Source organism: Micromonospora sp. NPDC003776, from assembly GCF_053605645.1.
In genome coordinates, this window is sequence record NZ_JBSGJR010000197.1 from 1 (window position 1) to 10,797 (window position 10,797).

Here is a 10,797-nt window from a genome sequence, read left to right on the forward strand (position 1 = left end):
GGTGCACGGCGGCGCAACTGGACCTGCTCCTCGGCGACGAGTCCGCGGGGACCGGCCACCGGGGCGTGCCGCTCATCCTGCAGAACCGTGGCGACCAGGCCTGCTGGCTGCGAGGCTACCCGGGTGTCGACGGCCTCGACCGCGCCGGGAAGACCCTGGCCCACGCGAAGCGGACCCCGCACGGCTACCTCGGCGGCATCCGCGGCGACCAGCCGACCCGGGTGCTGCTCGCCCCGGGCGGGCTGGCCTCGGCCCTGGTCGAGGCGTCGGCCTTCCGCGTCGGCGACGGCGGGGCGTGCGCGCCGTACGCGGCGCTGCTGGTCACCCCGCCGGACGAGACCCGGTCGGTGCGGCTGCCCTGGACCACCGACAGTTGCTCGGCGCTTGAGGTGCACCCGGTGGTGCCGGGCACCACGGGCCGGGCGGGCTGACCGTCCACGGTGCGCGAGGATCGGTGCATGAGAGACGAACCTGTCGAGCTGGCCGCCGCCCTGGCGCGCTTCGACCAGCTGTGGAGCCCGCGCATCGTCACCACCGTCAACGACTACGACGTCCGGATCGCCAAGGTGGCCGGGGAGCACGTCTGGCACGTCCACGAGAACACCGACGAGTTCTTCCTGGTGCTCGACGGGCAGCTGCGGATCGCCCTGCGCGACGGCGAGGGCGGCGCCGAGCGGGAGGTGGTGCTGCCGCGCGGCGCGGTGTACGTGGTGCCGCGCGGGGTCGAGCACCGGCCGTCCGCCCCGGACGGCGCGTCGATCCTGATGTTCGAGCCGTCCGGGACGTCCAGCGTCGGTGACCGGCACGACGAGGTGCCCGGCCACGTGGACGCCACCACTGGTCACCGGCTCTGACCGGTGCGGGTCAGCGTCCCGCCGGCACCTGCTGCACGGGGCCGGTCGGGGCGCTCGCCGGCCAGCCGACCCGGCGTACGCCGGGGACGGCGGCGGTGCCGACGCAGGCGACCAGGACCAGCACCCCGGCCACCGCCAGGGGCGCCGGTGCCCCCCAGGCGTGCGCGGCCAGCGGTGCCAGGGCGTACCCGAGCGGCATGGCGCCCAGCGACATCAGCCAGTCGTAGGAGGTGACGCGGGCCAGCACCTCCGGCGGGAACTGTCCCTGGACCACGGTCTCCCAGACCGGGTTGAGGAAGCCCAGCGCGGTCAGCGCGAGGCAGTAGGCGGTCACGGCCACCGGGGCGGACGCGGCGGCGGCGAGCAGCAGCAGCGGTGCCGCGTACGCCGCGAGCGCGAGGTTGCCCAGCAGCACCGGCCGGGCCGGGCGGACCCGGGCGGCCACCAGCGACCCGGCCAGCAGGCCGACCGCCCCGGCCTGCTGCAGCAGCACCCAGACGCCCTCGCCGCCGAGGCGGTCCACGGCGACCAGCGGGCCGACGGTGAGCAGCACCGCGGCGGCCCCGTTCCACACGCCGTGGGCGATCAGGCTGCTCCAGTACCAGTCCCGGGAGCGGACCTCACGCCAGCCGTGCACCAGGTCGGCGCGGAGCGACCGGTGCGGCACGGGCACGTGCCGCACCCGGATGACGGCCAGCAGCGCCGCGCTGACGGCGAAGGACGCGGCGTCCAGGACGAACGCCCAACCGGGCCCGGCGGTCCAGATCAGCAGCCCGGCGAGGGCGGGGCCGGCCAGCCGGCTGGCGTTGGCGGTGACCCCCATCAGGGCGTTGGCCCGCTGCCGGCCGTCGACCTCGACGGTGCCGGCGACCAGCGGGGACGCGGTGGGGATGGCGAAGCCGGAGGCGGCGCCGCCGACGGCGGAGGCCACCGCGAGGTGGAGCAGGGACGGGGTTCCGCCGAGCAGTTCGGCGCCGACGACGAGCTGGGCGGCGCAGCGCACCAGGTCGGTGGCGAGCGCGACGCGTCGGGCGTCGAACCGGTCGGCGACCACGCCGCCGAGGGGGAGCAGCAGCAGCCGGGGCACCATCGCGCAGCCGAGCACGACGGCGAGGGCCGTGGTGGATCCGGTCGCGCGGAGCACGGCAAGGGCCAGGGCGGTGGGCACGACGGCGTCACCGAGGGCGGAGACGGTGCGGCCGAGGAAGAGCAGGCGGAACGCCGGGAGGCGGAGCGGATGCGTCGTCACCGGAGCAGGATACTTCGACGTCGAATATTTCGACAACGAATATTTTGTGGACGTCGTACGGTGGTCGGGTGACCGAGCGTGATCCCGTCGACGAGCACGTCGCGCGCTGGCTGCCCGTCCTGCCCGACCTGGACCCGGACGTCGAGGGCGCGGTCGTGCGGATGTCCCTGCTCACCCGCCACCTGCGCGAGGTGAAGGACCGGGCCCTGGCCGAGCTGGACCTGCAGGAGAAGGAGTACGGCACCCTGCACGCCCTCGCCGGCCGGGGCGGCCGGGCGGCCCCCTCGGACATCGCCGCCGACCTGCGGATGGCACCCGCGTCGATCACCGCCCGGGTGGACGCGCTGGTCCGCCGGGGCTTCGTGCGGCGCATCCCGTCCACCGTCGACCGGCGGCGCATCGACGTGGAACTCACCGACGCCGGCCGGGCCTACTGGCGGCGGGCGATCGGCGTGGTGGGCGACGAGGAGCACCGGGTGCTCGGCGCGCTGACCCCGCCGGAGCGGCGACTCCTGTCCGACCTGCTGCGCCGGGTCACCCTGGCCGCCGAGCGACCGAGCGCCGCGCCGACCCCGAATGTCGGTGGGCCGGTCTAGGTTGGTCGTGGATCGCCAGGCGCACCCTCGGGAGGCATCCATGGCCACGCTCGTCGACCGCCCACACATCGCGCTGCTCGTCATCGACGTGCAGAACGGGGTCGTGGCGCAGGCGTACGACCGGGACCGGGTGGTGGCCAACATCGCCGCCCTGGTCGAGCGGGCCCGCGCCGCCGAGGTGCCGGTGGTCTGGGTCCAGCACCACAGCGAGGGGTTGCGCCAGGGCAGCGACCAGTGGCAGTACGTGCCGGAGCTGGCGCGCCGCGACACCGAGCCGCTGGTGCACAAGGCCTACGGGGACTCCTTCGAGGACACCGACCTGGAGCGCGTCCTCGCCGGGCGCGGCGTCGGCCGGCTCCTGGTGGCCGGCGCGCAGACCGACGCCTGCGTCCGCTCGACCCTGCACGGCGCGTTCACCCGGGGCTACGACGTCACCCTGGTCGCCGACGCGCACACCACCGTGGATCTGACGGCCTACGGAGCGCCTCCGCCCGCGCAGGTCGTCGCCCACACCAACCTCTACTGGCAGGACCAGAGCGCACCCGGCCGCACGGCCGGCACGGTCGACACCGCCGACGTCGAGTTCGCCGCCGCCCCCGCCGAGGTGTGAGCCCCGCCGGCGACCCGTCCCGAGGGAAAAACGCCTGGCGGCCCCGGTGACGGGGCTGGCAGGCTGCCGGTCATGAGTTCCCAGGCCCTGGCGGGTGCGCTCGCCGACGACCGACGCCGTGCGGTGTTCGCCGCGATCACCCTCGGCGCCGGGGACGTCCCGGCCGTCGTGGCGCGGACCGGGCTCTCCCCGCGGGACGCGGTCACCGCCGTCCGTCGCCTCGTCGAGGCCGGCATCGTGGCCGAGGACCCGACGGCCCTGCGGGTCGACGGGGAGCGGCTGCGGGAGCTCGCCCGCACCGCGGAGCCGGCCGCCCCGACCGCCGCGGCCGACCCACGGGAGAAGATCCTGCGCACCTTCGTCCGCGACGGGCGGCTCACCCGCCTGCCCGCCCAGCGGGGCCGGCGGCGGGTGCTGCTGGAACACATCACCGAGCGGTCCTTCAAACCGGGCGAGCGATACCCCGAGCGGGCCGTCGACGACGCGCTGCGGGCGTGGTGCGAGGGCGGCGAGGCCGACCATGTCTCGCTGCGCCGCTACCTGGTGGACGAGCTGCTCCTGACCCGCGCCGACGGCGTCTACTGGCGGCCCTGAAAAGCCGTTGACCCGCCGGTGAGGATCAGACGGTGACCACCTGGACGACCACCCCGACCCGGCCCGACACCGCCGAGGCGGCCCTGCTGCTGCGCGAATACCTCGCCGAGATGGTCCGCCGCTGGCACCGCCGGCCCGAACGCCCCGGCGAGGTGGACGCCGCGCTCGCCGAATCACCCAGCGACGACCTGGTGCCGCCCACCGGGCTGCTCCTGCTGGCTCACCACGGCGGGCGACTCGCCGGCTGCGCCGGCCTGCGCCGGCGGCCCGGTTGGGCGGAGCTGACCCGGGTCTACCTGCGTCCCGCGCACCGCGGCGCCGGCGGCGGGGCCGTCCTGCTCGCCGCCGTCGAGCGGGCAGCCCGGACGGCCGGGGCGGACCGGATCCGGCTGGACACCCGCAGCGACCTGGTCGAGGCCCGCGCCCTGTACGCCCGGCACGGCTACGCCGAGATCCCGGCCTACAACCACGACCGGTACGCCCAGCACTGGTTCGAGAAGCTCCTGCCGGGCCGGGTTGACGACGCCGTCGCGGCGCGCTAAAACAAGAAATCGGAAGTTGAGTCACTCAGACTCAACCTGACACCTTCGGCCAGGAGAACCGAGGAGGCACGACCATGTTGATGCGTACCGACCCGTTCCGGGAGATCGACCGGCTCGCCGAGCAGTTCTTCGGCACGACCGCCCGGCCGGCGGTCATGCACCTGGACGCCTACCGCGACGGCGACTTCTTCTACGCCGCCTTCGACCTGCCCGGCGTCGACCCGGACAGCATCGACTGCACGGTGGAGCGCAACGTGCTGACCGTCCGCGCCGAGCGCCGCCGGCCCACCGGCGACAAGGTGGAGCTCGTCGCGGCCGAGCGGCCGATGGGCACCTTCACCCGGCAGCTGTTCCTCAGCGACACCCTCGACACCGACAAGCTGGAAGCCGGGTACGACAACGGGGTGCTGACCCTGCGCATCCCGATCGCCGAGCGGGCCAAGCCGCGCCGGATCAGCGTCACCGCCAACGGCAACGGCCGCAAGCAGATCAGCGCTTGACGGGGGTCACCCGGGGGCGTCCGGTTCGGACGCCCCCGTCGCTGGTCGCGGATAGAGCCGGGCCAGGGCGTGCGCGGTGGCGGTGAGCCGGTCACGCAGCTCCGCCGGCTCCAGCACCTGCACCTCGGCGCCGAGCTTGAGCAGTTCCGTGTGGGCGTGCTTCACCGACTCGATCGGCACGGTGGTCTCCAGCCAGCCGTCCTCGTCCGGCTCGCCGGCCGCCGCGCGGGCCGCCCGGCTCATCTCGGGCGGGAAGACGTACGGCATGAACTCCAGCGCGGCCACCGTCATCCGAACCCGCGCCGCCCCGCGGTAGACGTTCCGCTCGTACCGCTGGGTCCACTCCCGCCAGTACCCGGCCAGGTCGAAGTCGGCCGGCCGGGGACACCGCTCGTCGGAGAGCACGACGTCCAGGACCGCGCCGACCCGGTAGGTGCGCAGCTGCTCCTCGCAGCGGGCCACCAGATACCAGCGCCCCGCCTTGAGCACCACGCCCAGCGGGGCCACCACCCGGCTCACCTCGCGCGGCGCCCGCCAGCGCCGGTAGCGCATCTGCACCAGCCGGTCCTCCCACACCGCGCGGGCCAGGGCCGCCAGGTGCGGGGTGGGCTCGGGATGCCGGAACCAGCCCGGCGCGTCGAGGTGGAACCGCTGCCGCATCCGGCCGCCCCGGTCGGCCAGCTCGTCGGGGAGCGCGGCGAGCACCTTCAGCTCGGCCGCCGCCACCACCGGACCGAGCCCCAGCTCGGCGGCCGGGCCGGGCATCCCGGCGAGGAACAGCGCCTCGGCCTCGGGCGCGGTCAGCCCGGTGAGCCGGGTCCGGTAGCCCTCCAGCAACTGGTAGCCGCCGGCCGGCCCGCGGTCTGCGTACACCGGCACGCCGGCGGCGCCCAGCGACTCGACGTCCCGGTAGACGGTCCGGACCGACACCTCCAGGGCGTCGGCGAGTTCCTGGGCGGTCATCCGCCCCCGGGTCTGCAGGAGCAGCAGCAGGGAGACCAGGCGGCTGGCACGCACGCCGTGACGGTAACCCGCGCCGACGGTCGGCTCCCGGTGGGCCCGGTGTGACGTCCGCCGGACTTCCGTCGGGCGCGCCTCGTCGCGATTCCTCCCGAAGACTGAGAGTCTTTCGCACATGCTGCGTCCCGAGGTCCTGCCCCGCGCCGCGGCCCGCCCCGCGTTGCCCGGCGGGCCGACCGACTTCACCGAGGCGTGGCTGCGCAACCGGCGGCTGTCGGAGCACACCCGGGACGCGTACCGGCGGGACGTCGCCGGCTGGCTGAGCTGGTGCGCCGGCCGGGGGCTGGATCCGCTGCGGGTCAGCTTCCTGGACGTGAACGCCTACGGCCGGGAGCTGGAGTCCACCCTCGGCGTGCGCAGCGGCCGCCCGCTCACCCCCGCCACCGTCGCCCGCCGGCTGTCCGCCCTGTCCAGCTGGTACGACTTCCTGGTCAAGCTGCGCGCGGTGGAGGCCAACCCGGTCGCCGGCGCCGACCGTCCCCGCATCGACCGGGACCACTCCGCCACCGTCGGGCTCACCCCGGAGGAGGTGGACGCGCTGCTGGCCGCCGCCGAGGCGGACACCGGCCCGACGGCGCCCCGCAACCGGGCCACCATCGCCCTGCTGGCGGACCTGGGGCTGCGGGTCGGCGAACTGATCTCCCTGAATCTGGCCGACCTGGGCGCCGAGCGGGGGCACCGCAGCGTCCGGTTCGTCGGCAAGGGCGGCAAGGTACGCCGGCGGGCGCTGACTCCCGGCACCGCGTACGCGGTGGACGCCTACCTGGCCGCCCGGGCCGCCGCGCAGGGCGTGACGGTGCCCGAGCTGACCGGGCCGTTGCTGGTCACCGCGACCGGTGCCCGGCTGGACCGGCACGCCGTGTTCCGGCTGGTCCGTCGGCTGGCCCAGGTCGCCGGCATCCCCGCCTGGGCGAAGCTGTCGCCGCACTCGCTGCGGCACGCGTTCGCCACCACGGCCCGCGCCGAGGGGGTGCCGCTGGAGGACGTGCAGGACGCGATGGGGCACGCCGATCCGCGTACCACCCGCCGCTACGACCGGGACCGGCACAACCTCGACCGCGATCCCGCGTACGTCATTTGGGCGGCCCGGGCGCGTCGGCGCGGATAATCCGATTGACGGAGTGAGTGCTCACTCCGCATCCTCGTCGGTATGACCGACACCAACCCACCCCGGCGCCGCGCGCCGGGGATGAGCCCGGACCAGCGTCGGGCCATGATCGTGCGGGCTGCGCTGCCGCTGCTCGCCACGCACGGCGCGGCGGTCACCACCGCCCAGGTCGCCCGGGCGGCCGGCATCGGCGAGGCGACCGTCTTCCGCGCCTTCCCCGACAAGGGCACACTGCTCGACGCCGTGGTCGCCGAGGCGCTGCGGCCCGACACGGCGCTCGCCGAACTCGCCGCCGTCGAGCTCGACCAGCCGCTGGCCGACCGGCTCACCGCCGCGGCCACCGCCCTGCGCGCCCACCTGGAACGACTCGGGGCGGTGCTCGCCGCCGCCCACACCGCCGGCCGCCCCGGCCGCTCCCGCCGGGACGCCCACGCCCACCCAGACCACGGCCCGCAGGACGCGCCGTCGGGCCGGGACCAGTCGACAGCCGCCGTGCGGGCGGCCGTGACCGCCCTGCTCGCTCCCGAGCAGGACCAGCTGCGACTGCCCGCCGACCGGCTCGCCGCGCTGTTCCTCGCCGTCCTGCTGCCCGGCCGCGGCCCACTGGCGGACGACCCGCCCACCCCCGCCGAGCTGGTCGACCTGTTCCTGCACGGCGCCCTCATCACGACCGCCGAGGAGGCGAGCCGGTGACCGTCACCCTCAACCACACCATCGTCCCGGCCCGCGACCACCACGCCGCCGCCCGGTTCTTCGCCGAGGTGATGGGCCTGCCGGTGCTGCCACCCGCCGGCCGGCACGGGCACTTCGCCCCGGTACGCGTCAACGCGCAGCTCACCCTCGACTTCATGAGCGTGCCCGCGCCCGAAGGGCACCACCTGGCCTTCGACGTCGACCCGGCCACCTTCGACGCGATCCTCAGCCGGCTGCGCCAGGGCGGCGTGCCGTACGGCAGCGAACCCGGGGCGCCCGACAACGGGCGTACCGACCATCCACTGTGCGCCCGCGGCCTGTTCTTCCGCGACGAGTCCGGGAACCTCTACGAGGTGATGTCCGCGGCGTGAGCGTCGTACCCGGGTCGTAGCGTGCCGGAATGCGACACGGGCTGGAGATCTCCTGCGGGGGCGCCGCGCTGGCGGTGTCCACCCTGGTGGAGTTGGGCGAACTGGCCGAGCGGTCCGGCTGGGACGGGGTCTTCCTGGAGGACTACCTGATCCACTACGGCGGCGACGACCTGCCGACCTTCGACCCGTGGCTGGTGCTCGCCGCGGTCGCCGGCCGCACCGACCGGGTGGTCCTGGGCACCACGGTGACCGCCCTGCCGCGGCGCCGGCCGGCCAAGCTCGCCCGGGAGGTGCTCACCCTCGACCACCTGTCGGGTGGCCGGGCCCGGGTCGCGGTCGGCGTCGGCGATCCCGGCGACCGGGGACTCGCCGCGTTCGGCGAGCAGACCGACCTGAAGACCCGGGCGGCCATGCTCGACGAGGGGCTCGACCTGCTGGTCGGCCTGCTGGGCGGGGGACGGGTCGACCACCGGGGCGCGTACTACCGGGCCGACGGGGTGAGGTTGCGACCGGCGCCGGTGCAGTCGCCCCGGGTGCCGGTCTGGGTGGGCGGCAGCATCCAGGCGAAGGCGGTGCTGCGCCGCGCCGCCCGCGCCGACGGGATCGTGCCGTACAAGTTGACTGACACCGACGACTGGGCCGATCTCACCCCCGACGAGGTGCACGAGCTGGCCGCCGCCCTGCCGGCCACCCGCGCGGACGGGCAGCCGTTCGACGTGGCGATCGGTGGGCGGCGCCGGCGGGCCGACGAGCGGGCCGAGCGGGCGTACCTGACCGACCTGGCCGCGGCCGGGGCGACCTGGTGGCTGGAGTACGTGCCGGCCGGTGAGCCGGCGGAGATGCGCGCGGCGGTGGCCCGCGGGCCGCTGCGCTGAGCCGGCGACCCTCCACATCGGCCCAGCGTTTGCGCCCGACGGGCGGCTGCCCGATGCTGAGCCCGAACAGGTGCGTCGTGCCGTCGGAAGGGGCGGACCATGGGGACACGACACCGGACATCCATCCTGCTGACCGCGGCGGTCCTCGCGGCCGCGATGCTGGTCGCCCCGGGCCCGCCGGCACACGCCGCGGTACCGGTCGACGCGCCAACCATCTGGACGATGGCCGGCACCCCGGACGGCGGCCGGGTCTTCGTCGGCGCGGTCGAGTCGGGCGTGCTCGTCGTCGACGCGGGCGCCACCTCCGCCCGCCGGGTCGACGGCGTCGGCCGCGCCGTCGGGCTGCGGATGGCGCAGGACGGCCGCACGCTGTGGGTCGGGCTGCCCAACGACCGGCAGATCGCCGCCGTGGACACCAGCACGCTCGCCGTGACCGCCCGCTACGACGTCGGGGCGGACATCTGCCCCGGTGACGTCGCGCCCACCGGCCCCTACGTCGCCTTCGCCTTCGACTGCCTGCACTACTCCGACCAGACCCTCCCGCCGACTCCGACCGGCGTCGGTGTGCTCGACACCCGGACGGGCGCGGTGTCGCTGTCGCCGCCGGAGTGGTCGTGGTACCAGCCGATCATCGCGACCTCGCCGGGCCTGCCCGGGCGGGTGTTCGCCACCGACTACCTGGTGCACACCGTCAGCGTCACCATGCTCGACGTCAGCGACGGCACCGTCCGGTGGGTCGCCGGCCGCAAGCTCGGCATGGCCAACCCCGCCGACCTGGCCGTCTCCCCGGACGGCAGCCAGGTGGCGCTGACCGGGGTGGACGTCGGCGGCATCCAGACCTTCACCACCTCCGACCTCAGCCCGGTCATGCTCTACCCGACGACCTGCTCTTCGCGTTCGGTGGCCTGGTCCGCCGACAGCAGCCGCCTGGTGACCATGTGCAACGGGCAGGACTACAAGGTGGCCCTGTTCGCCCGCGGTACCCCGACGCCGCTGCGGACCGCGGACTTCGTCGGTGAGCCGGAGCGCACGCCGGTGCAGCGCGGGATGGCGTTCGACGCGGACGCCGGCCGGGTGACCATCGGCTCCCAGGGCCTCTGGGCGCCGGTCGGCCGGTACGTCGACCGGATCGGCCTGCGACCCGGCACCGCCACGGTGACGGGCCCGGCGCGCGGCTACACCACCCGGTCGGCCACGTTCACCGCTCAGGTGCTGCTCGGCGGCGCACCCGCCCCCGCCGGCACGGCTGTGCAGGTCTACCGGGAGCAGCCGTACGACAGCACCCTGCTGGGCACCTTCGCCACGGACGCCAGCGGAAGCGTGTCGTTCAGCGACGCGACGCCCCGCAGCGGCACCTGGACGTACCGGGCGCACTTCCCGGGTGACGAGTCCCACGCCCGGGCCGACGGGACCGCCACCTTCCAGGCCGACAAGCTCCCCACGACCCTGGCGGTGGCGTTCCAGCCGGTCAAGAAGAAGCGCGGCAGCACCTACGGCACGGTGGCGGTCACCCTCGGCCCCACGGTCGGGCACCGGTACGTCACCGTCACCGTCACCACCTCGGCGGGCACCCAGTTCCTGACCAGTGGGTCGGTGCCGGACGGCGCGTGGCTGACCGCCACGTACACGGTCACCGGCCCGAGCACCTTCACCGCCACCTACGACGGCAACGACTGGCAGGAGGCCGCTACCGCCACGACCACCGCCGCGCCCTGAGCCCGCCCGGTCGGCGGGCCGGCGCCTGCGGGACGCAGGTCCGGCTTCGACGGGTGAGCGGCGGCCGGC

At 75.3% G+C, this 10,797-nt stretch carries 14 protein-coding genes; 12 read left to right on the forward strand and 2 right to left on the reverse strand.

From position 1 onward, the window contains the following. Nucleotides 1-431, forward strand: a 431-nt coding sequence (locus ACWEVO_RS17570; protein WP_452308588.1) for a DUF4232 domain-containing protein, incomplete at its 5' end; no start/stop codon positions are given. Nucleotides 432-458: 27 nt separating this feature from the next. Further along, nucleotides 459-854 carry a cupin domain-containing protein gene (locus ACWEVO_RS17575; protein WP_452308589.1) on the forward strand — a complete coding sequence of 132 codons (396 nt, stop codon included), beginning with the start codon at nt 459-461 and terminating at the stop codon, nt 852-854. Nucleotides 855-864: 10 nt separating this feature from the next. Here ACWEVO_RS17575 and ACWEVO_RS17580 read toward each other — a convergent pair whose 3' ends face one another. Next, entirely contained in the window at nt 865-2,103 is a 1,239-nt protein-coding gene (locus ACWEVO_RS17580) for an MFS transporter (protein ID WP_452308590.1), read from the reverse strand. 68 nt (nt 2,104-2,171) lie between these two features. Here ACWEVO_RS17580 and ACWEVO_RS17585 point away from each other — a divergent pair, with 68 nt between their 5' ends. The 5 genes from ACWEVO_RS17585 (at nt 2,172) to ACWEVO_RS17605 (ending at nt 4,945) form a co-directional block, all read left to right on the forward strand. Next, a complete protein-coding gene (locus tag ACWEVO_RS17585; RefSeq protein WP_452308591.1) occupies nt 2,172-2,699 on the forward strand; it encodes a MarR family winged helix-turn-helix transcriptional regulator in 528 nt (175 codons plus the stop codon). A gap of 40 nt (nt 2,700-2,739) precedes the next feature. Beyond that, nucleotides 2,740-3,309: a cysteine hydrolase family protein gene (locus ACWEVO_RS17590; protein WP_452308592.1), complete on the forward strand. Its 570-nt coding sequence runs from the start codon at nt 2,740-2,742 to the stop codon at nt 3,307-3,309. A 72-nt stretch (nt 3,310-3,381) separates the two neighbouring features. Next, nucleotides 3,382-3,903 carry a DUF2087 domain-containing protein gene (locus tag ACWEVO_RS17595; protein ID WP_452308593.1) on the forward strand — a complete coding sequence of 174 codons (522 nt, stop codon included), beginning with the start codon at nt 3,382-3,384 and terminating at the stop codon, nt 3,901-3,903. Between the two features lie 32 nt (nt 3,904-3,935). After that, on the forward strand, nt 3,936-4,445 hold the full coding sequence (locus ACWEVO_RS17600) for a GNAT family N-acetyltransferase (RefSeq protein WP_452308594.1): 510 nt from the start codon (nt 3,936-3,938) through the stop codon (nt 4,443-4,445). A gap of 74 nt (nt 4,446-4,519) precedes the next feature. Further along, complete coding sequence (locus tag ACWEVO_RS17605; protein ID WP_452308595.1) at nt 4,520-4,945, forward strand: Hsp20/alpha crystallin family protein; 426 nt, start codon at nt 4,520-4,522, stop codon at nt 4,943-4,945. Nucleotides 4,946-4,951: 6 nt separating this feature from the next. Here ACWEVO_RS17605 and ACWEVO_RS17610 read toward each other — a convergent pair whose 3' ends face one another. Continuing rightward, nucleotides 4,952-5,962, reverse strand: a complete 1,011-nt coding sequence (locus ACWEVO_RS17610) for a helix-turn-helix transcriptional regulator (protein ID WP_452308596.1) — start codon at nt 5,960-5,962, stop codon at nt 4,952-4,954. A 118-nt stretch (nt 5,963-6,080) separates the two neighbouring features. Here ACWEVO_RS17610 and ACWEVO_RS17615 point away from each other — a divergent pair, with 118 nt between their 5' ends. The 5 genes from ACWEVO_RS17615 (at nt 6,081) to ACWEVO_RS17635 (ending at nt 10,728) form a co-directional block, all read left to right on the forward strand. After that, nucleotides 6,081-7,073, forward strand: coding sequence for a tyrosine-type recombinase/integrase (locus ACWEVO_RS17615; RefSeq protein WP_452308597.1), 993 nt, complete (start codon nt 6,081-6,083; stop codon nt 7,071-7,073). A 42-nt stretch (nt 7,074-7,115) separates the two neighbouring features. Continuing rightward, nucleotides 7,116-7,766 carry a TetR/AcrR family transcriptional regulator gene (locus ACWEVO_RS17620; protein WP_452308598.1) on the forward strand — a complete coding sequence of 217 codons (651 nt, stop codon included), beginning with the start codon at nt 7,116-7,118 and terminating at the stop codon, nt 7,764-7,766. Continuing rightward, nucleotides 7,763-8,137: a VOC family protein gene (locus ACWEVO_RS17625; RefSeq protein ID WP_452308599.1), complete on the forward strand. Its 375-nt coding sequence runs from the start codon at nt 7,763-7,765 to the stop codon at nt 8,135-8,137. Before ACWEVO_RS17620 ends, ACWEVO_RS17625 begins: the two co-directional genes overlap by 4 nt. A 29-nt stretch (nt 8,138-8,166) precedes the next feature. Continuing rightward, nucleotides 8,167-9,012 carry an LLM class flavin-dependent oxidoreductase gene (locus ACWEVO_RS17630; protein WP_452308600.1) on the forward strand — a complete coding sequence of 282 codons (846 nt, stop codon included), beginning with the start codon at nt 8,167-8,169 and terminating at the stop codon, nt 9,010-9,012. A 99-nt stretch (nt 9,013-9,111) separates the two neighbouring features. Beyond that, the gene (locus tag ACWEVO_RS17635; RefSeq protein WP_452308601.1) at nt 9,112-10,728 is read left to right on the forward strand and encodes a hypothetical protein; all 1,617 of its coding nucleotides are present in this window, start codon (nt 9,112-9,114) and stop codon (nt 10,726-10,728) included. The last annotated feature ends 69 nt before the right edge of the window (nt 10,729-10,797 follow it).

Coding starts and splice junctions, on each gene's coding strand:
- ACWEVO_RS17635 (WP_452308601.1), top strand. CDS start 9,112: ATGGGGACACGACACCGGACATCCATCCTGCTGACCGCGGCGGTCCTC.
- ACWEVO_RS17615 (WP_452308597.1), top strand. CDS start 6,081: ATGCTGCGTCCCGAGGTCCTGCCCCGCGCCGCGGCCCGCCCCGCGTTG.
- ACWEVO_RS17595 (WP_452308593.1), top strand. CDS start 3,382: ATGAGTTCCCAGGCCCTGGCGGGTGCGCTCGCCGACGACCGACGCCGT.
- ACWEVO_RS17620 (WP_452308598.1), top strand. CDS start 7,116: ATGACCGACACCAACCCACCCCGGCGCCGCGCGCCGGGGATGAGCCCG.
- ACWEVO_RS17575 (WP_452308589.1), top strand. CDS start 459: ATGAGAGACGAACCTGTCGAGCTGGCCGCCGCCCTGGCGCGCTTCGAC.
- ACWEVO_RS17590 (WP_452308592.1), top strand. CDS start 2,740: ATGGCCACGCTCGTCGACCGCCCACACATCGCGCTGCTCGTCATCGAC.
- ACWEVO_RS17605 (WP_452308595.1), top strand. CDS start 4,520: ATGTTGATGCGTACCGACCCGTTCCGGGAGATCGACCGGCTCGCCGAG.
- ACWEVO_RS17630 (WP_452308600.1), top strand. CDS start 8,167: ATGCGACACGGGCTGGAGATCTCCTGCGGGGGCGCCGCGCTGGCGGTG.